Origin of the sequence: Arthrobacter bambusae, assembly GCF_022606295.1 — a bacterium.
Classification (GTDB): Bacteria; Actinomycetota; Actinomycetes; order Actinomycetales; family Micrococcaceae; genus Arthrobacter; species Arthrobacter bambusae_A.
Map to the genome: position 1 here is coordinate 179146 of NZ_JAHHZS010000004.1, position 17820 is coordinate 196965.

General features: G+C 65.2%; 19 protein-coding genes. 13 read left to right on the forward strand and 6 right to left on the reverse strand.

Annotation, left to right across the window (positions count from 1 at the left end; genetic code table 11):
• Positions 1-77: 77 nt before the first annotated feature.
• The 4 genes from KNN17_RS04500 to KNN17_RS04515 all read left to right on the forward strand — a co-directional run bounded on the left by KNN17_RS04500 (position 78) and on the right by KNN17_RS04515 (position 3303).
• The gene (locus KNN17_RS04500; protein WP_078107022.1) at positions 78-890 is read left to right on the forward strand and encodes an alpha/beta hydrolase; all 813 of its coding nucleotides are present in this window, start codon (positions 78-80) and stop codon (positions 888-890) included.
• A gap of 69 nt (positions 891-959) precedes the next feature.
• A complete protein-coding gene (locus tag KNN17_RS04505) occupies positions 960-1928 on the forward strand; it encodes a carbohydrate kinase family protein (RefSeq protein WP_241707666.1) in 969 nt (322 codons plus the stop codon).
• Positions 1925-2449, forward strand: a complete 525-nt coding sequence (locus KNN17_RS04510; RefSeq protein WP_241707667.1) for a YbhB/YbcL family Raf kinase inhibitor-like protein — start codon at positions 1925-1927, stop codon at positions 2447-2449. Before KNN17_RS04505 ends, KNN17_RS04510 begins: the two co-directional genes overlap by 4 nt.
• A gap of 44 nt (positions 2450-2493) precedes the next feature.
• A complete protein-coding gene (locus KNN17_RS04515) occupies positions 2494-3303 on the forward strand; it encodes an HAD family hydrolase (RefSeq protein ID WP_241707668.1) in 810 nt (269 codons plus the stop codon).
• A 47-nt stretch (positions 3304-3350) separates the two neighbouring features.
• Here the strand turns inward: KNN17_RS04515 and KNN17_RS04520 are convergent, their stop codons facing one another.
• On the reverse strand, positions 3351-4625 hold the full coding sequence (locus tag KNN17_RS04520; RefSeq protein WP_241707669.1) for a helix-turn-helix transcriptional regulator: 1275 nt from the start codon (positions 4623-4625) through the stop codon (positions 3351-3353).
• A gap of 139 nt (positions 4626-4764) precedes the next feature.
• Here KNN17_RS04520 and hxlB point away from each other — a divergent pair, with 139 nt between their 5' ends.
• The 4 genes from hxlB to KNN17_RS04540 all read left to right on the forward strand — a co-directional run bounded on the left by hxlB (position 4765) and on the right by KNN17_RS04540 (position 7299).
• Positions 4765-5364 carry a 6-phospho-3-hexuloisomerase gene (gene hxlB, locus KNN17_RS04525; protein ID WP_241707670.1) on the forward strand — a complete coding sequence of 200 codons (600 nt, stop codon included), beginning with the start codon at positions 4765-4767 and terminating at the stop codon, positions 5362-5364.
• 56 nt (positions 5365-5420) lie between these two features.
• Positions 5421-6044: a 3-hexulose-6-phosphate synthase gene (gene hxlA / locus KNN17_RS04530; protein WP_078107016.1), complete on the forward strand. Its 624-nt coding sequence runs from the start codon at positions 5421-5423 to the stop codon at positions 6042-6044.
• Between the two features lie 182 nt (positions 6045-6226).
• Positions 6227-6475: a hypothetical protein gene (locus KNN17_RS04535; protein ID WP_078107057.1), complete on the forward strand. Its 249-nt coding sequence runs from the start codon at positions 6227-6229 to the stop codon at positions 6473-6475.
• A 44-nt stretch (positions 6476-6519) separates the two neighbouring features.
• Positions 6520-7299 carry a glycerophosphodiester phosphodiesterase family protein gene (locus KNN17_RS04540; RefSeq protein WP_241707712.1) on the forward strand — a complete coding sequence of 260 codons (780 nt, stop codon included), beginning with the start codon at positions 6520-6522 and terminating at the stop codon, positions 7297-7299.
• On the opposite strand, the gene KNN17_RS04545 is transcribed toward KNN17_RS04540, so the two are convergent.
• Both KNN17_RS04545 and KNN17_RS04550 read right to left on the reverse strand, forming a co-directional pair.
• The gene (locus KNN17_RS04545) at positions 7241-8512 is read right to left on the reverse strand and encodes an RNA polymerase sigma factor (protein ID WP_241707672.1); all 1272 of its coding nucleotides are present in this window, start codon (positions 8510-8512) and stop codon (positions 7241-7243) included. The genes KNN17_RS04540 and KNN17_RS04545 overlap by 59 nt on opposite strands.
• Positions 8513-8519: 7 nt before the next feature.
• The gene (locus KNN17_RS04550; RefSeq protein ID WP_078107014.1) at positions 8520-8870 is read right to left on the reverse strand and encodes a YciI family protein; all 351 of its coding nucleotides are present in this window, start codon (positions 8868-8870) and stop codon (positions 8520-8522) included.
• Between the two features lie 133 nt (positions 8871-9003).
• Between KNN17_RS04550 and KNN17_RS04555 the strand changes: the two genes are divergently transcribed.
• Together KNN17_RS04555 and KNN17_RS04560 are read left to right on the forward strand one after the other, a co-directional pair.
• Positions 9004-10146 (forward strand): glycerate kinase, encoded by a 1143-nt coding sequence (locus KNN17_RS04555; RefSeq protein WP_241707673.1) that lies wholly within the window; start codon positions 9004-9006, stop codon positions 10144-10146.
• A gap of 252 nt (positions 10147-10398) precedes the next feature.
• Positions 10399-10863: a GatB/YqeY domain-containing protein gene (locus tag KNN17_RS04560; RefSeq protein ID WP_241707674.1), complete on the forward strand. Its 465-nt coding sequence runs from the start codon at positions 10399-10401 to the stop codon at positions 10861-10863.
• 75 nt (positions 10864-10938) lie between these two features.
• On the opposite strand, the gene KNN17_RS04565 is transcribed toward KNN17_RS04560, so the two are convergent.
• Positions 10939-12225 carry a uracil-xanthine permease family protein gene (locus tag KNN17_RS04565; RefSeq protein WP_241707675.1) on the reverse strand — a complete coding sequence of 429 codons (1287 nt, stop codon included), beginning with the start codon at positions 12223-12225 and terminating at the stop codon, positions 10939-10941.
• A gap of 188 nt (positions 12226-12413) precedes the next feature.
• Between KNN17_RS04565 and KNN17_RS04570 the strand changes: the two genes are divergently transcribed.
• Together KNN17_RS04570 and KNN17_RS04575 are read left to right on the forward strand one after the other, a co-directional pair.
• Positions 12414-13019, forward strand: a complete 606-nt coding sequence (locus KNN17_RS04570) for a malonic semialdehyde reductase (protein ID WP_241707676.1) — start codon at positions 12414-12416, stop codon at positions 13017-13019.
• 220 nt (positions 13020-13239) lie between these two features.
• Entirely contained in the window at positions 13240-13740 is a 501-nt protein-coding gene (locus KNN17_RS04575) for a 2'-5' RNA ligase family protein (protein WP_241707677.1), read from the forward strand.
• 6 nt (positions 13741-13746) lie between these two features.
• Here the strand turns inward: KNN17_RS04575 and pgm are convergent, their stop codons facing one another.
• Positions 13747-15411 (reverse strand): phosphoglucomutase (alpha-D-glucose-1,6-bisphosphate-dependent), encoded by a 1665-nt coding sequence (pgm, locus tag KNN17_RS04580; RefSeq protein WP_078107009.1) that lies wholly within the window; start codon positions 15409-15411, stop codon positions 13747-13749.
• Between the two features lie 207 nt (positions 15412-15618).
• On the opposite strand from pgm, the gene KNN17_RS04585 reads away from it, so the two are divergent.
• Positions 15619-16242, forward strand: a complete 624-nt coding sequence (locus KNN17_RS04585; RefSeq protein WP_241707678.1) for a DUF4190 domain-containing protein — start codon at positions 15619-15621, stop codon at positions 16240-16242.
• Between the two features lie 93 nt (positions 16243-16335).
• Here KNN17_RS04585 and KNN17_RS04590 read toward each other — a convergent pair whose 3' ends face one another.
• Positions 16336-17814 carry a peptide MFS transporter gene (locus KNN17_RS04590; RefSeq protein WP_241707679.1) on the reverse strand — a complete coding sequence of 493 codons (1479 nt, stop codon included), beginning with the start codon at positions 17812-17814 and terminating at the stop codon, positions 16336-16338.
• Between the last annotated feature and the right edge of the window lie 6 nt (positions 17815-17820).

Here is a 17820-nt window from a genome sequence, read left to right on the forward strand (position 1 = left end):
CTCTGCGTTGATCCTCAGGCCATTGCTCCCGCTCCGCGTCGCTCCTCCGCGATAGGCTCGGCACAAAGGAGGACACGATGAAGCGGCACAAGTACTACTACGGCCAGCACTCCAGCCAATGGGGCGAGCTGTTCGTACCAGACAATTCGCTCCAATCACACCGCAGCAGACCCGACGGCGTGGTGGTGGTGATCCACGGAGGCTACTGGCGCTCCCAGTACGGCGCGGAACTCGGCGAGCCGATTGCGCGGGACCTCGCTGCGCACGGAATTGCGGCCTGGAACCTTGAATACCGGAGGGCAGGAAACGGCGGCGGCTGGCCGCATACGTTCGAAGATGTCCTCGACGGAATTGACCACCTGGGCGAGATCGCCGGCAAGCATGAGCTCAACCTGAGCAAAGTAGTGGCGCTGGGACACTCCGCGGGCGGCCATCTGGCCGTCTGGGCCGCCGGGCGCGACAAGCTTTCCAAGATCGGCGCGGCAGACGCCGACCGGCAGCTCCATCGGCATGACAATGGCGCGGCAGTGCAGCTTACCGGCGTCGTGAGCCAGTCTGGCCTGCTGAACCTGGCGGATGCCGAGCGGCTCAACCTCAGCAACGGCGCCGTCGACAACCTGATGGGTGGGGACTCGGTCAGATTCCCCAAACGGCATATCTACGCGGACCCCATGAGCTCGCTCCCCATCGCCGTCCCGGTCTTTGCCGTCCACGCCGCCGCGGACGAGGACGTCCCGTGCAGCCAGTCCGAGGCTTATGTTGCCGCGGCCACTGCTTCCGGGGGCGCGGCCCAGTTCCTCAAGGTGCCTGGCGACCATTTCGACCTGATCGACCCCAGGGCGGTTGCGTACAAGAAGTGCCGGGAGTTGGTGCAGCGCCTGCTGGTGTGACGGTTTTACGGGAAAGTCACCGGCTGTCATCGGGAGACGCACACCACATCAACATGGCAGAGTTGTCCCATGCTGACAGTCATAGGTGAAGCGCTGGTTGATGTCGTCCAGCGTTCCTCGGGAATCGACGCCCACGTGGGCGGAAGTCCGCTCAACGTTGCCGTGGGCCTGGCCAGGCTGGACCATGCAGTCCAGTTCATCGGCCGCTTCGGCAAGGACGCCTACGGCGACTCGATCGCGGCCCATCTGCGCTCCAGTTCCGTCATGGTTCCGCTTCCGCCGGACGAGAGTCCCACGAGCGTAGCCACCGCATTGATCGACGACGACGGCGCTGCCAGCTACACGTTCGACCTCGCCTGGGAGCTTCCCGGCCTCGCCGCGCGCTTGCCTTTCATGCTCCAGGGGACGTCGCTCCTGCACACGGGCTCGATTGCCACCATGTTGGAGCCGGGAGCAGCGGAAGTCCTTGCCGCCGTCGAGCATGCCCATCCGAACGCGACCATCAGCTTCGATCCCAACTGCAGGCCCAGCATCATCAAGGATCGCGACTATGCGCGGGCCCAGGTGGAGCGTTTCGTGGCGCTTGCCGACGTGGTCAAGGCATCCGACGAGGACCTTGAGTGGCTCTATCCCGGCGTCGACGTCTTGGAATCGGCCCGGCGCTGGTTGAACCTGGGCGGCAGCGGCGGACCCGCCGTCGTGGTGGTCACGCGAGGCGCGGCTGGACCCTGGGGCGTTACGGCGGCGGGGGAGGCCCACGTGGACGCCCCGAAGGTGGAGGTGGCGGATACCGTCGGTGCGGGCGATTCCTTCATGGCCGCGCTCCTCTCGGGCATCGTTGACCGCGGGCTGGCCGGGGCCCAAAACCGGGAAGAGCTGCACGCCATGCCAGCCGAAGTGCTCGACGGGATCCTCAACCATGCAGCGCGCGCCGCGGCAATCACAGTCTCCCGGCCGGGCGCGAATCCGCCGACCAGGGCCGAGCTCAACGCCTCGGGCGTCCCGGAGGCCGAACCAAGCATCGAAAGGCAGCCATGAGTTACGCCGACCTTCCCCGCGTCCCATCCTTCAACCTCACCAGCGGTTCGCTGAGGGACGGTGAGGCACTCGGCAGCGCCCAGACCAGCAAGCGATTCGGTGTGACGGGCGGCAAGGACGAGTCCCCGCAGTTGAGCTGGAGCGGAGCCCCCGAGGGCACCAAGGGTTACGTCGTCACCGTCTTCGATCCGGATGCCCCGAGGGCCGGCGGTTACTGGCACTGGGCCGTCATCAACATCCCGGTCAGTACCGACTCCTTGCCTGCAGGCGCCGGCGTTGAGGGCGGTTCGCACTTGCCGGGCGGTGCGCTACAGCTGAAGAACGACGCCGGGTTCCATGGTTACCTGGGTGCCGCGCCACCGCCTGGGCATGGCCCGCACCGGTACATCGTGGCCGTGCACGCGGTCGACGTCGAAGAACTGGCTCTCGACGCCGGAGCCTCCACGGAAGCGCTCGTCCGCACGCTGGCCGCACACACCCTGGGCCGGGCCGTCATCACGGGCCACTTCGAGCGGCACTAGATTTGGGTCGGGTTCGACGGCGGCCCCCCACGTAGACTGACATAATGCGGCTCGTAGCAAGTGACATTGACGGCACCATCCTTGGACATGACGGCAAGATCAGCAGCCGCACCATACGTGCATTCCATGCCTGCCGTGACGCGGGCATCGAGGTGGTGTTCGTGACCGGGCGTCCGCCGCGCTGGCTCTACCCCCTCCGCGAACAGATCGGCCACAGCGGCATCGTTATTTGCTCCAACGGCGCCGTGGTGTGGGACCTTGAGGCGGAAAAGCTGATTTCGGCCAACGCCTTGAGCATCGAATCCGTGCTCGAGGCCCGCCGGATCATCAAGCAGCTCCGCCCCGACGCACTGTTCGCGGCCGAAACACTCACCGGATTCCACCTCGAGGCCGGATTCATCGAGAACGAAACGAGCGAGCTCCTCGCCGAGTTCACCCCTGCGTGGCTGGACGAAACGCTGACCGCGGACGACGCCGTCGTGAAGTTCCTTGCCGTGACGCGCAGCGGCACCCCGGATGATTTCCTCGCAGAGGTGCAGCCCGCCGTCGCGCATCTCGTGGAAACCACCCACTCTGCGCCGCGGACTGCCCTCCTGGAAATGTCTGCACCCGGCATCAACAAGGCCGTCACTCTCGCTGCATATGCGTCGTCCAGGGGCATCGACGCCGCGGATGTGGTGGCTTTCGGCGACATGCCCAACGACGTCGAGATGCTGCGCTGGGCGGGCAACGGTTACGCGATGGCCAGCGGCCACCCTGAGGCGATCAGCGCCGCGGGCCAGCAAGCCCCGCATTTCGACGACGACGGCGTGGCCCAGATCCTCGAGGCCAAGCTCGCTTCGCTGCGGGTCTAGTCAGCCCTGGGTTCCCTGGCCGCCGCGCCGGTCGCCGGTCCGGTCCACTAGTTCGGCGCCCGCAGCCCGTGGCTGTGCGCCAAGGCAATGGCTTCTGTTCGTGAACCTACTCCGAGTTTCCTGAAGATATTCCTGACATGGAATTTAACTGTGTTTTCGCTGATGTGCAGTTTGGCGGAGATGGCCCGGTTGCGTTGTCCGGCCGCCAACAGTTGAAGAACTTCCATTTCGCGCTCCGCCAGGCCCCATCCACCGATATCGCCCGCGGGGGCTGATGGAGGGTCCAATGGCAGGACCACCTGCACGTCCGCTCCCCAGCCGGCCATGACCTCGATGTTCATCCGGCCGTCCAGAGCCGCCACCCGGTTGTTGAGCCGGGCAATGTTGGGCGAATCCGCCGTCAGTTCGCCTAGGCCGTCGTCGCGCACATTAACCAGGAGGTTTACACCATCGCAGTCCCACTGCACCCGCACACGCCTGACTGCGGGCTGCTCCACGATGGCCAGCACCAGACCCCGCACGATCGCCCGGGCGGCGTGGGCCACTTCGCCGGGCAAGGCGCGGCCGTTGATTGGTGGCTCGATGAACTGGATGTCGAGCCCACTGAAGTGCATGAGCGGTCGCAAGTCCTCCCGCAGCCGCTCGAAGGCCTTGGCCACCGGCTCTTCCACGAGGTCTGTTGTCCGGTCGCTGAGTGTCCGAAGATTGACCAGTGAGGTGGCTGCCAGGTCGGTGACGGTCTTTCTGGCAGTGGCATCGTCGAGGGAGCTTGATCGCAGCGCGGCCAGAAGTGTCTCCAGGGTGGTGGAGTACCGGTCCACGAGTTCGGCCGTGACGCGGAGCCGCTCGGCTGACGCCGCGCGGGATTCCAAAAGGTACGACGGCGGCGCGTCCGCCACCTTCTCCTGGATGCGCCGGGCCGTGAGCTGCCACAAGTACTCAAGCATCCGCAGCGCCGACTCCCGCTCCAAAGATCCCTCGGGGATTGAAGGCTCGGTGATGGTCAGGAGCGCATTGCTCCCGGACGTCAGCGCAAGAACCGGCCGTTGCTTGCCGGCGATGGTCGCTTCACCTTGCCAGGCCTCGCCGTCCGCGACCCGGGCCCGCAATTGATCCAACTCCGGAATGGAGACGCGGCTGATGATACGTTCCGCCCCGGCCTTCTTCTGGGGCCGGCCGGTGCAATCCTCGGTGAAGATCACTAGCGCGCTGCTGCCTACGTACGGCAACGACGCTTCACGAAGCCGCTCGGCGATGTTCATCAACGGGGAGTTCGCGAGTGCGGCAACCGCTTCCAGGAGCGTCCACGTACTTGGAGTCATCCCGCCACCCTAGCGCCTCAGCTCCCGCGCCTACTACCCAAACGAGTAGCTATGACTGCCCGAGCTCATCGTTACCCCTATCCGTTTAATCCTGAACGATTGATTGAAACGCAGCATTCACCCGAGCAGGAGGTAACGCATGACCACCACCGCAGACGCCGACCTGAGCCTGGACGTCGGCCTGGGCGTGGCCCTTGTGGGAAGCGAGATCGCAGAAACAACCGCTGAAGTGGACCTTGGGCAGCTCTCCTGCCTGGCCGCGGAAGTCCAGACCGCGGGGAACTCGGCAACCGGCCGGATCTTTGTTGCCGGAGCTGGCCGCAGCGGACTTGTCCTGCGGATGGCTGCGATGCGGCTGATGCATCTCGGATTCGACGTGCACATCGCGGGAGATACCACCACACCGGCCATCCGCTCGGACGATCTCCTGCTCCTTGCCTCGGGCTCAGGGACGACCTCCGGCGTCGTGCGCGCCGCCGAAACGGCCTCCAAAGCCGGCGCCAGGATCGCCGTCTACACGACGAACGCGAGGTCACCGCTCGCGGAACTGGCCGACGTCGTCGTCATCATTCCGGCGGCGCAGAAGGCGGACCACGGTTCCACGCTGTCGCGCCAGTACTCCGGCAGCCTGTTCGAGCAGGTGCTCTTCCTCGCTGCCGAAGCAGTCTTCCAGTTGCTGTGGGACAACGACGCGACCCCGGCCGAGGAACTCTGGCTCCGCCACGCGAACCTCGAATAGCCCTTGATTTCCACCGCACCAACACCACCCAACCAACAACGAAAGTGATTCTCTCCATGAAGCTGCAAGTCGCCATCGACGTCCTCACCACCGAAGCCGCCCTCGAAATCGCGGGCAAAGTGGCCGAATATGTTGACATCATCGAACTCGGCACCCCGCTCGTGAAAAGCGAAGGTCTTTCGGCCGTGACCGCCATCAAGGAAGCCCACCCGGACAAGATCGTGTTCGCCGACCTCAAGACCATGGATGCCGGCGAACTCGAAGCAGACATCGCCTTCAAGGCCGGCGCAGACCTGGTTTCCGTACTTGGGGGTGCCGATGACTCCACCATCGCCGGTGCGGTCAAGGCGGCAAAAGCCCACAACAAGGGCATCGTGGTGGACCTGATCGGCGTTGCGGACAAAGTGTCCCGCGCCAAGGAAGCCCGGGCACTCGGTGCCAAGTTCATCGAGTTCCATGCCGGCCTCGACGAGCAGGCAAAGCCGGGCTACAACCTGGATGTCCTGCTGAGCGCGGGCGAGGAAGCTCGCGTGCCGTTCTCAGTGGCCGGCGGCGTGAACCTGTCCACGATCGGAGCCGTACAGCGCGCCGGAGCGGATGTCGCCGTCGTCGGCGGTTCCATCTACGGTGCGGACGACCCCGCGCTGGCCGCGAAGCAACTCCGCGCCGCCATCATCTAGGGTCCACTTTCCGGCCGGGCGCTCCCAACTAACTCGCACTTAATGTCGTTTTCAGGCCTCTAAACGACAACAAGTGCCAGTCAGTTGGGAGCGCTCACCCATTTACACAGATTCAGTCCAACTGCCGTTCAACTATCCCCCGTAGGCTCGTGCCGTATTCGATGCCGATCACAGGGGACATGATGGCCAAGAGAAAGACGACGGGGTGGCCCGAAGCCCCGGTTCGCCGTGCAGTGCCGGCCGAACATTGGAAGCAGTTGCGCCGCGGGGACCGCGTGAGCGTCAAGCTCGCACCGGGGTTTGAGAACCCCGGCCAGGTGGACGCCGTGTCGAGCGACCACAGCGTGGTCTGGGTAAACCTCGACGGCGGCCGCGGCCGCACGCTGGTTCACTGCGGCGACGGCGTGGAGATCGTCCCGCAGGAATCCTGACGGCGTCGCGGGCGGCACGGCCGGGTTACGCTACCCGTGTGAGCCTGAACCTGCCTTTCTTCAGTCGCCCGGACGGACAATCCGCTCCGCTTGCCTTCGCGCACCGCGGATTTTCCCCCGACGGACTGGAGAACTCCGCCGCGGCATTCAAGGCCGCGCTTGAGCTCGGCTTCACGCATCTCGAAACCGATGCCCGCACCACTGCCGACGGCGTGGTGCTCCTTTTCCACGACGACACCCTCGACCGGGTCACAGATGCCCACGGCCCCATCTCCAGCCTCAGGGCTGCCGACATCGCGAAAGCCCGCATCGGCGGCCGCGAAGCAATTCCCCTCTTGGCGGAGGTCCTGACGGAATTCCCCGAGGCGCGGCTGAACGTCGACGTCAAGGACTGGCATACCGTCAAGGCACTCGCCGGAGTCATTGACCAACTCGACGCCCACGACCGCGTGCTGATCGCGAGCTTCTCCGACCGACGTCGTCGCGCGGTCCTCCGCTTGCTCGGGCGCCGCACGGCGTCTTCGGCGGGCATCGTCTGTAATGCAGCCTTCACGCTTCTGGGACCGCTTCTTCCAGGGCGCTGGCTCCGGAAGATCCTGCACGACGTCGAGGCCCTCCAGGTGCCGGTCCGCTACGGACCGCTGACGGTAGTGACGCCCGGTTTCCTGCGGCGCGCGCACCGGCTGGGGCTCCAGGTCCACGTCTGGACGGTCAACGATTCTGCCGAAATGGCCAGGCTGTTGGACATGGGCGTGGACGGCCTGGTCACCGACCGCGCGGATCGTCTGAAGTCGGTGCTGCTTGGCCGGGGCCAGTGGTGGTGAGCGCCCGGAGCCGCCCCTCGAGGAAGTCCCGCTCGGCGTCGTTGTCGGTGCGCTCCTGCGCGGCGCGGTAGGCGGCGACAGCTTCGTCGTCGCGACCCAAGCGCCGGAGCAGATCCGCGCGCACGGCATGGAACAGGTAGTAATTGCCCAGTTCCAGAAGGTCGACGGCGGCAAGCCCCTTGGCGGGGCCTTCCACCTCCGCGAGGGCAACGGCCCTGTTCAAAGCAACCACCGGCGTCGGTTCCATCGCAAGGAGTTGCCCGTACAGCGCCAGGATCTGGCCCCAATCGGTGTCCGCGGGCTGTGCGGCATCGCTGTGAACCGCGTTGATGGCTGCCTGCAATTGGTACGGTCCGGGCTGGTTCCTCTTCAGACATTGCCGCACCAGGGATTGTCCCTCCGCAATGTGGTCCGCGTCCCAGAGGCTGCGGTCCTGGTCCGCGAGGAGCACCAGGCCGCCGTCGTAAGCTGTCCGGGCGGCGCGGCGGGCATCGAGGAGGAGCATGAGTGCGAGGAGCCCTTTGGCTTCCGGTTCATCAGGCATGAGGTCCACGATGAGCCTGCCCAGGCGCAAGGCCTCGCGGCAGAGCTCTTCGCGCACCAGCCCCGTGCCCGAGCTCGCCGCGTAGCCCTCGTTGAAGACCAAGTAGACCACGGCCAGCACGGATTTCAAGCGCTCAGGAAGCTCGGCCCCGCTCGGTACCCGGTAAGGGATATGGGCATCGCGGATCTTGCCTTTCGCCCGTACGAGTCGCTGGGCCATGGTTGGCTCGGGGACGAGGAAAGCGTGGGCGATTTCGGCGGTGCGGAGCCCGCCCAGGAGCTTGAGGGTCAGGGCCACCTGCGCGGCGCGGTTGAGGGCCGGATGGCAGCAGGTAAATATCAGCCTCAGCTGGTCGTCTTCCACTGTGTCCACCTCTTCGGGTTCATCCACGTGTATATCACCGTGCAGGATCGCGGCCTGTGCGAGCTTCTCCCGGCCGGAGGCCTCGCGGCGGAGCCGGTCGATCGCTCGGTTGCGTGCGGTGGTGATGATCCAGCCCGCCGGGCTTGGCGGCAGCCCGGTATCCGGCCAGCGGGTGACGGCCTCGGTGAATGCGTCCTGGACCGCGTCTTCGGCGGCGTCGATGCTGCCCAAAACGCGAACCAGGACGGCCACGGAGCGTCCATACTCTTCGCGGAATATTTGTCCGATCTCCGAAATATGGACCATGGGGAAGCTATTCCCGGTAGCCCGCGAAGGGCCGGACCTCGATAGGCAGCGTGGTGGCTTGCGCCGCTTTGCGTCCCCAGCCAAGTGCCACGTCCAGGTCCGGGGCTTCGATCACCCACAGGCCGCCCACGTGTTCCTTGGCCTCGGCGAAGGGGCCGTCCGTCGTGAGTATTTCGCCGTCGTTCACGCGCACCACTGTGGAGGTGCTGGCGGGGTGCAGGCCACCCGTGAAAACCCAGGCGCCGGCGTCGCGCATTTCCTGGTTCAGGACGTCAAGATCGGCCATGATTTTGTTGAGGACTTCGGGTTCCGGAGCGGGGCCGTCGGGCTGGTAGATGCTGAGCAGATAGCGTGACATGACTGTTCCTCCTTGGGATGTGGCGCCGGCACCTTGCCCGCGTCTCACCCCCTATACGAACGACACAGGCTGTTTTCGACATCTCCGCACACGGATCTGCGAAAAGCTTAGCCCCGCTGGCAGGATGGGGGGCATGCGCATCCTGATTGCCCCGGACAAGTTCAAAGGTTCCCTCACTGCCGCCGAAGCAGCCTCTGCGATGGCCGAAGGGGCATTGCGCGTCTATCCCGATGCCGTGGTGACACAGTTTCCCATTGCGGACGGTGGCGAAGGAACACTGGAGGCAGCCGTGGCGGCAGGCTACGAAGAGCGGATCAACGCCGTCGTCGGCCCCATTCTCAAGCCGGTAGGCGCCGCGTGGGCCATCCGGAAGAATGCCTTCGGCGGAGCCACCGCGGTGATCGAAACCGCGCAAGCATCCGGACTGGCACACATGGAGCCGACGCCGGCCAACGCCCTGCGCGCCCACAGCTACGGTTGCGGTCAGCTCATCGCGGCGGCCCTCGACGCCGGGGCCACCGAGATTGTGCTCGGCGTGGGTGGTTCCGCCATGTCCGACGGCGGCAGCGGTGCCCTGCGCGCGCTGGGACTGAAGCCCCTGGATGCAGCGGGGAATGTGGTACCGCTCGGCGGTGGCTCGCTCGCCGACGTCGTGTCCCTCGACGTCTCCGGGCTGGATCCCCGCCTGACCGTGGTGAGGTTCCGGATCGCCGTCGACGTCCAGAACCCGCTCTTCGGCAGCGACGGCGCTGCGCATGTTTTCGGCCCTCAGAAGGGAGCGGACGAAGACGCGGTGGAACTGCTCGACGCCGGCCTCCGCAATTGGGCGTCCCTGCTGCGGGAAACAGGGGGACAGAACGTGAACGTTCCCGGCGCCGGAGCGGCAGGCGGATTCCCGGCGCCGTTCCTGGCCTTCACCCAGGCGACCCTGGAAGGCGGGTTCGCCCTCGTGGCCGGCCTCACGGGGCTTCCCGAACAGCTCGGCGGCGCGGACCTGGTGATCACCGGCGAGGGATCGATGGATTCTCAATCCCTGACCGGCAAAGCCCCCATCGCATTGGCAGATTCAGCCCACGGCCAGGGCATTCCGGTGATTGTGGTAGCGGGCAGGATCTTGGTGACTCCCGAAGAGCTGGCGGGCCACGGCGTGGTTGCCGCGGCGCAGCTGCTCGACGTCGCGCAGCGTCGCGATGGGGTGCCGGACGTCGCCGACGCCGTGGCCAACGCAGCCAAGTACCTCGCGTGGGTCACGAGCCAGGTACTGGAAGGCGCCTAACTCGCATCCAGCTGGGGACATGCCCCCTGCTGGATGCGAGGAATGGACATAGTGCGAATATGCCCATTCCTGGATGCCAAGAGGGCGCATGCTCAGCGGGGCTGCTCGGCGTTACCGGGCAGATAATTAAGGAACAAAGCGTGGCTCTGACTGCTGCCATGCACCTACGATGCGACGACCCCTCGGGCCGCCGGCACCGCCTGCCGGGCTGGCAGCCGGCCAGCACGGCACCATCGAATCGAGGAGCACACCATGTCCACCTTGAAAGAGCGGCTGCACGCAGACGTCGTCAGCCATATGAAGGATGGCAATCGCATTGCCCTGAACGCCACACGCAACGTCCTCAGCGAGATTGACACCCGTGAGAAAGCCGGCCAGGCGCCGATCCACCTGGACGACGCCCAGATCACCGCCATGTTGCAGAAGGAGGCTTCCCAGTATCACGAGGTCGCCCGGCTGTACGAGGAGGCCGGAGAGCCCGAGCGCGCAGCCACGGAGATCGCGGATGCCGAGGTCATCGAGGCCTATCTGCCGGAACCCTTGAGCGCAGCCGCCGTCGAGTCCATCGTTGACGAGGTCATCGCCTCGCTCAAGGCCGACGGCGTGGAGCTGTCCCTGATGCACATGGGCTATGTCATGAGGCCGGTCACCGAAAAGGTCGCCGGCCGCTTCGACGGCAGGGCGGTCAGCGAGATTGTTCGCACGCGCCTCTCATAGCCGGCAACGCAATCTGTACAGATCGTGTCCCCTAAAGCGCGCTTGGGGGACGCGACCTGTGCACAACCAGAGAGGTTAGTGCTCCATCTCCGGCTCGGCAACCGTCCCGCGCCAACGGGCCAGGCCCTTCATGCCGTGGTAGACCGCCAAGGCAGCGGCCGAGCCCAGGGCGATGCCCGTGAACTTCAGTTCGCCGATGGTCCACGTGTAGTCCGCGATCCCGATAATCAGTGCGACGGCGGCCGTGGTCAGGTTGATGGGGTTGGAGAAGTTGACCTTGTTCTGCACCCAGATTTTCACGCCGAGGACGCCGATCATCCCGTAGAGCATGGTCGCCGCTCCGCCCAGCACGCCGGCAGGAACGGTGGCAATGAGTTCGCCGAACTTGGGCGAGAAACTCAGGAGGATGGCGAAGGCGCCGGCAACCCAGTAGGCCGCCGTCGAGTAGACCTTCGTGGCCGCCATGACGCCGATGTTTTCGGCGTAGGTGGTGGTGCCGGAGCCGCCGCCGAATCCGGCGAGGACCGTCGCGACGCCGTCGGCCATCAACGCGCGGCCTGAGACGTCGTCGAGGTTCCGTCCGGTCATCGCGGCCACGGACTTCACGTGCCCCACGTTTTCGGCCACCAGCACCAGGACAACCGGCACGAACAAGCCCACGACGCCGAGGTGGAACTCCGGAGTCTGGAAGTGCGGCAGCCCGATCCACGACGCCGCGTCCATCTTGGAGTAGTCCACTTCGCCGCGCGTGATGGCGGTGAGGTAGCCCACCACCACGCCCACCAGGATGCTCAGGCGGCCCAGAATGCCGCGGAACAGGACGCTCACCAGGATGATTGTCACCAGTGTCACGAGGGCAGTGACGGGGGCCTTGTCGAAGTTCGCCTTCGCGGCGGGCGCCAAGTTCAGGCCGATCAGGGCGACGATTGCGCCAGTAACGATAGGCGGCATGGTCCGGTTGATCCACTCAGCGCCGAACTTCTGGACCACCGCGCCGACAAGAGCCAGTACGACGCCGGCGAGCACCACTCCGCCGAGCGCGCCGGGAACGCCGAACTGCTGCTGCGACGCCAGGATGGGGGCGATGAAAGCGAAGCTCGAACCAAGGTAGCTCGGTACGCGGCCCTTGGTGATGACCAGGAACAACAGTGTGCCGATGCCGGAAAACAGTAGCGTGGTGGCCGGCGGCATGCCCGTGATGATAGGCACCAGGAAGGTGGCCCCGAACATCGCGACGACGTGCTGCATGCCGACGCCGATGGTCAGCGGCCACGCAAGCCGTTCCTCGGGTGCCACCACGTGGCCCGGCCGGATCGACTTGCCGTCGCCGTGCAGCTTCCATTTGGTTCCGAGCATGCTCATCTACGGGAGCCTTCCCTGAAAGTTGTGATTGTCCGGGTGCAACCTTACCGCCCGGACGGCCTGCCGATTCCGCTGTGTGGAACGTCACGTGGCTTCTGGGGAAGAGGCGGGGGGAAGTTGAAGTTGCAACGATGGAAAGCATAAGCGCCCGGCCGTCGATGGCTGCGGGCACAGCGAAAGGTACGCGCATGACGATCGCCCACGAAGAAGCAGTGATTGACGCCGCAGCAGTCGACGCCATCTTTGCCGAAGCCCGCACCGCCAACTCCTTTGCAGGCGAGGTTTCCGAGGAGCAAGCACAGGCCATCTACGAACTGACCAAGTTCGGTCCGACGGCGTTCAACTCCCAGCCGCTCCGCGTCACCTACGTCCGTTCGGACGAGGCCCGCGCCAAGCTCGTCGAGACCCTCTCTCCGGGCAACAAGGCCAAGACCGCCTCTGCTCCGTTGGTCGCGGTCCTCTCGTATGACACCGCCTGGCACGAGCAGTGGGACAAGTTCCTGCCCGTCTACTCCGCCCCGAAGGCCATGTACGACGCCAACCCCGAGTTCACCGCAATCACGGGCAACAACAACGCCCACCTGCAGGCCGGCTATTTCATCCTCGCTGTCCGCTCCCTCGGTTTCGCCGCCGGCCCCATGACCGGTGCCGACTTCGCTGCGATCGACGCCGAGTTCTTCCCTGCCGGTGACCAGAAGAGCTTCCTCGTGGTCAACATCGGCCAGCCGGGTCCCGACGCCTTCGGCGAAGCCAAGCCGAAGTTCGCCTACGAGGACGTCGTCCGCACCGTCTAACCCCCGCTCACTTTTGACGTCCTTTTCGCCGACGCTCGCTCACTCTGGTGAGCGAGCGTTCGCGCTTAAGGCGGTATATGTGAGCGGGCGTCGGTGTTTAGGGCCAGATACGTGAGCGGGGGTTTTCCTTGGTTAACGCTCGCTCACCTTTGGCGCCTTTTCCGCCGACGCTCGCTCACGTCTGTGATTGGGAGGGTGGGAGCGGTGGCAAAATTTCCCTATGCGGAACCTGATTCTGGTGGCGTTCGTCGAAGCCGTGGCTGACGGCATGGTCTTCCCGCGCAGTGACTGGCCGCTGCACATCACCCTCTTGAGGTTCGACGTCGAGCCTTCCGAGGATAACGACGTCGCTGCCCGCCTCAGCGAGCTTGTCACCGCTCCCGCGATGGGCGCCCTAGGGGCGGAACTCACCGTGGGACCCGATGCCCGATTCGGTCACCAAGGCTCCATTCCGGTCAGCCTCGTGGAGCACCATCCCCTTTTGCAGGGCCTCCACGAGGAGTTGTTCGACGCCGTGGCAAGCGTCGGGGGGCGCGCAGCCACCCCGCGCTACGTCATGGAGAACTACCGCCCGCATATTTCGCATCACGACGGAAAGCGTCCCCAGCCGGGTGACGCCGTCGTGCTCGACCAGATCGCGCTGGTGGACATGGCGCCGGAAGGCAACCACACCATTCGCCGAATCCTCAAGCTGTGGCGCCTCCCGGCGGAGCCAAACTAGCGAGGGCTAGGAAATCACGCCGTCCACAAGGGCCTTGGCTTCTTCCTGGACCTGCTTGAGGTGGTCGGCACCCTTGAAGGACTCGGCGTAGATCTTGTAGACGTCCTCGGTGCCCGACGGCCGCGCCGCGAACCAGGCGTTCTCCGTGACAACCTTGAGGCCGCCGATCGAGGCGCCGTTGCCGGGAGCCTCGGTCAGCTTGGCGGTGATGTCCTCGCCCGCCAGCGTGGTGGCTGTGACATCCGCGGCGGAGAGCTTGCCGAGCTTGGCCTTCTGCTCACGCGTGGCGGCGGCGTCGATCCGGGCATAGACGGGTGCGCCGAACTTGTCCGTGAGGCCTTTGTACAGCTGCGACGGCGACTTGCCGGTGACTGCCGTGATCTCCGATGCCAGGAGCGCCAACAGGATGCCGTCCTTGTCGGTGGTCCAGACGCTTCCGTCACGCTTGTTGAAGGAGGCGCCCGCGGATTCTTCGCCGCCGAAGGCACCCTCGCCGGAAAGCAGGCCGGGAACGAACCACTTGAAGCCCACGGGAACTTCCACGAGCTTGCGGCCCAGTCCAGCAGCCACGCGGTCAATGATGGAGGAGGAAACCAGGGTCTTGCCGACCACTGACTCCGGGTTCCAGCCTGTGCGGTTGCGGTACAGGTAGTCGATCGCGACGGCGAGATAGTGGTTCGGGTTCATCAAGCCGCCGTCCGGCGTCACGATGCCGTGGCGGTCGGCGTCGGCGTCGTTCCCGGTCGCGACGTCGAAGGTGCCCGTACCGGCCGAAGCACTGTCCGACATGCGCTTGATGAGCGAGGCCATGGCCGACGGGGAGGAGCAGTCCATGCGGATCTTCTCGTCCCAGTCGAGGGTCATGAATGCCCACTGCGGGTCCACGGTGGGGTTGACCACGGTCAGGTCAAGCTGGTGACGCTCCCCGATTTCACCCCAGTAGTCCACGGAGGCGCCGCCCATGGGATCCGCGCCGATGCGGACGCCCGCCGTGCGGATCGCATCGAGGTCCAGGACGGACGGGAGGTCGTCCACGTAGCTGCTCAGGAAATCGAACTTGCCCGTGCCGTCGGCCTTGAGCGCGTCGTTCAACGGAATCCGCTTGACGCCGCGCAACCCGTTTTCCAGGAGCTCGTTGGCGCGGTTGGCGATCCAGCCTGTGGCGTCCGTGTCGGCGGGGCCGCCGTGCGGGGGGTTGTACTTGAATCCGCCGTCGGCCGGAGGGTTGTGGCTCGGAGTGACGACGATGCCGTCGGCCTGGGGTTGCCCGGGCCCTGCTTCGTTGTTGTACTTCAGGATCGCATGGCTCAAGGCCGGCGTGGGCGTGTAGCCGTGGCGGGCGTCGATCAGTACGTTGACGCCGTTGGCGGCGAGCACTTCGAGGGCGGAATTCTGCGCTGGTTCACTGAGCCCGTGGGTGTCCTTGGCCAGGAAGAGAGGGCCGGTGATGCCCTGCCCGGCGCGGTATTCCACAATCGCCTGGGTGATGGCGAGGATATGGCCTTCATTAAAGGAGGCCTTCAGGCTCGACCCCCGGTGCCCCGAGGTGCCGAAGGCAACGCGCTGGGCGGGATCACTCAGATCCGGCGTCACGTCGTAGTACGCGTCGAGAAGAGCGGTGATGTCTACAAGGTCCTGGGGAAGGGCAACAGTGCCCGCACGGCTAGCCATTGACCCAGCATGCCAGACCATCCGGTGTGCTTGAAGAGAAAACCCGCTATTGCGGTGCCTGTGACTTCGTATTTCCGCCAGACCGGCGAAGATTCACTGCCCGTTTACCGGAGTGCGGCATGGGGTTGGGAAGCCGGGGCTCGGGAGCTTATGTGCGCCTGCCCTCGGCGGTAGGCTGGGCACAAAGACTCGCAAGGGGGATATTCCATGACTGACCAGCCAGCCAAACCCGAGAACGCTCCCAAGGGCGACGAACCGCCCAAGGGCTACGAACCGCCGTCCTACATTCCACCCGCATCCCAACCCGGCGAAAACCCGTACGCCGAGCAGCCGTTTGCCTCGCCGGCGGCTTCCGGCCCCTACGGCCAGCCGCAGCAACCGCGGCCGCACCAGTCCCAGGAACCGTACGGCCAGGCGCAGGGCGGCCCGGCCCAATACGGCCAGCCCGCCTACGGACACCAGCCCGCCAGCCCCTACGGACAGCCTGCCTCGCCCTATGCACAGGCACCGCAGGGCCAGTCACCGTATGGGCAGCCGGCCAGCCCCTACGGCCAGCCCGCTTACTATGGCATGGCCGCCGAGCCCAAGGGCCTGAGTATAGCGAGCATGTGCTGCGGGATCGCTGTCTTCGTGGGCTTTGGCTTCTTTGTCCTGCCGCAGATTGCCGCCGTGATTCTTGGCCACATGGCCCTCAAGAAGGAACCAGCCGGCAAAGGCATGGCTATCGCGGGCCTTGTGATGGGGTATCTGGGAATCGTCGGCGCGATCATTTTCTGGGTCTTTATCGCGATTTTTGCCGCCACGGCCTCTCGCTACAACTACAACTACTAGCAACGACGACGGCGGCCGGTGCGCTTGGCGGGAAACCCACCGAACGCACCGGCCGCCGTCGCGGTCTAGTTCGATTACATGACTGTTAAGTGACTAGCGGACGCCGCCCATCAATTTCTTGATGGCAGGCGCGCCGGCAGCCAAGGCCACCGCGATGACCACGGCCGTGCCGCCGACGCCCAGGAAGTACGGCAGTTCGTTGTCAGGGTTGTACAGCCCGGCGAGGATGCCGGCCAGCGCGGTGCCGAGAGACACCGAGAGGAAGAACAAGGCCACCATCTGGGTGTGGAAGGCCTTGGGAGCCAGCTTGGTGCTCACGGACAGGCCGATGGGGGACAGGAACAGTTCCGCCAAAGTGAAAAGGAACAGGATTCCCACGAGCGCGAGCAGCGGGGTCTTCCCGGCGCCGGACAACGGGATGAAGGCCAGGAATGCCAGGCCCATGACGAAGAGTCCGGCAGCGAACTTGATGGGGGATCCCGGCTGCTTCGGACCGAGTTTTGTCCAGAGGGCAGCCATGACGCCCGCAAAGACGATGATGAATACAGGGTTGATGGACTGTACCCAGGCTGCCGGCATTTCCCAGCCGAAGAGGTTGCGGTCCAGTTTCTCCTCCGAGTAGACAGCAATGAATGTGAACTGCTGCTGGAAGAGGGCCCAGAAGGCTGCCGATGCGATGTAGAGCGGGATGAACGCGACAACACGCTTGCGCTCGAACGACGTGACCTTCTTGCTTCGGAAGATCAGCGTGAAATAGATCACCGAGGCGATGATGGCGGCGTAGGCCATGCTCTTGGCCAGGTTGCCGGGGTTCACCACGCCGGTCATCAACAGCACGGCGATCACGATGGCGATGCCGAAGAAGATGAGCCCGTAACGGCTCCGCTGTGCGGAGGGGAGGGGGTTCGGGACGCGGTGGGCTTCTTCCGGGAGCTTGTTTCGGCCGAGCGCGTAGATGACCAGGCCGATCGCCATGCCGACTGCGGCTGCGCCGAAGCCCCAGTGGAAGCCGCTGCTTTCCTGCAGCCAGCCGGTAACGAGCGGTCCAATGAGGGCGCCGGCGTTGATACCCATGTAGAAGATGGAGAAGCCGGCGTCACGGCGTTCGTCCTTCTCGCCGTAAAGTGTGCCCACCAGCGCTGTTGCGTTGGCTTTGAGGCCACCGGATCCGATGCCGACCAGCACCAGACCTGCCACCAGGCCCGGGATGCCGGGGAGGAGGGCAAGCGCGATGTGGCCGGACATGATCATGATGGCGGAACCGAAAAGTACCCGTTCGGAGCCGAAAAGCCGGTCCGCCAACCAGGCGCCCAGGATCGTGGAGAGGTATACGCCTCCGCCGTACGCGCCAACCAGGCCGGCGGCGAGCGATTTGTCGATCGAGAGTCCGCCATGGTCCGCGGTGAAGTACATGTAGTAAAGCAGGATGCCCTGCATACCGTAGAAAGAGAAACGCTCCCACATTTCTACGGAGAAGAGGCTGGCCAGCATCTTTGGGTGGCCGAAAAATGACGTATCGCCCGTGTTTTTGGCGGGCGTCCGCGTGTCAAGAGTTGTGCTCATCTGATCCATGGTGAC

Bases quoted from the DNA above. Each gene is read 5' to 3' on its own strand.
- KNN17_RS04500 (WP_078107022.1), top strand. From the start codon at position 78: ATGAAGCGGCACAAGTACTACTACGGCCAGCACTCCAGCCAATGGGGC.
- KNN17_RS04505 (WP_241707666.1), top strand. From the start codon at position 960: ATGCTGACAGTCATAGGTGAAGCGCTGGTTGATGTCGTCCAGCGTTCC.
- KNN17_RS04510 (WP_241707667.1), top strand. From the start codon at position 1,925: ATGAGTTACGCCGACCTTCCCCGCGTCCCATCCTTCAACCTCACCAGC.
- KNN17_RS04515 (WP_241707668.1), top strand. From the start codon at position 2,494: ATGCGGCTCGTAGCAAGTGACATTGACGGCACCATCCTTGGACATGAC.
- KNN17_RS04520 (WP_241707669.1), bottom strand. From the start codon at position 4,625: ATGACTCCAAGTACGTGGACGCTCCTGGAAGCGGTTGCCGCACTCGCG.
- hxlB (WP_241707670.1), top strand. From the start codon at position 4,765: ATGACCACCACCGCAGACGCCGACCTGAGCCTGGACGTCGGCCTGGGC.
- hxlA (WP_078107016.1), top strand. From the start codon at position 5,421: ATGAAGCTGCAAGTCGCCATCGACGTCCTCACCACCGAAGCCGCCCTC.
- KNN17_RS04535 (WP_078107057.1), top strand. From the start codon at position 6,227: ATGGCCAAGAGAAAGACGACGGGGTGGCCCGAAGCCCCGGTTCGCCGT.
- KNN17_RS04545 (WP_241707672.1), bottom strand. From the start codon at position 8,512: ATGGTCCATATTTCGGAGATCGGACAAATATTCCGCGAAGAGTATGGA.
- KNN17_RS04550 (WP_078107014.1), bottom strand. From the start codon at position 8,870: ATGTCACGCTATCTGCTCAGCATCTACCAGCCCGACGGCCCCGCTCCG.
- KNN17_RS04555 (WP_241707673.1), top strand. From the start codon at position 9,004: ATGCGCATCCTGATTGCCCCGGACAAGTTCAAAGGTTCCCTCACTGCC.
- KNN17_RS04560 (WP_241707674.1), top strand. From the start codon at position 10,399: ATGTCCACCTTGAAAGAGCGGCTGCACGCAGACGTCGTCAGCCATATG.
- KNN17_RS04565 (WP_241707675.1), bottom strand. From the start codon at position 12,225: ATGAGCATGCTCGGAACCAAATGGAAGCTGCACGGCGACGGCAAGTCG.
- KNN17_RS04570 (WP_241707676.1), top strand. From the start codon at position 12,414: ATGACGATCGCCCACGAAGAAGCAGTGATTGACGCCGCAGCAGTCGAC.
- KNN17_RS04575 (WP_241707677.1), top strand. From the start codon at position 13,240: ATGCGGAACCTGATTCTGGTGGCGTTCGTCGAAGCCGTGGCTGACGGC.
- pgm (WP_078107009.1), bottom strand. From the start codon at position 15,411: ATGGCTAGCCGTGCGGGCACTGTTGCCCTTCCCCAGGACCTTGTAGAC.
- KNN17_RS04585 (WP_241707678.1), top strand. From the start codon at position 15,619: ATGACTGACCAGCCAGCCAAACCCGAGAACGCTCCCAAGGGCGACGAA.
- KNN17_RS04590 (WP_241707679.1), bottom strand. From the start codon at position 17,814: ATGGATCAGATGAGCACAACTCTTGACACGCGGACGCCCGCCAAAAAC.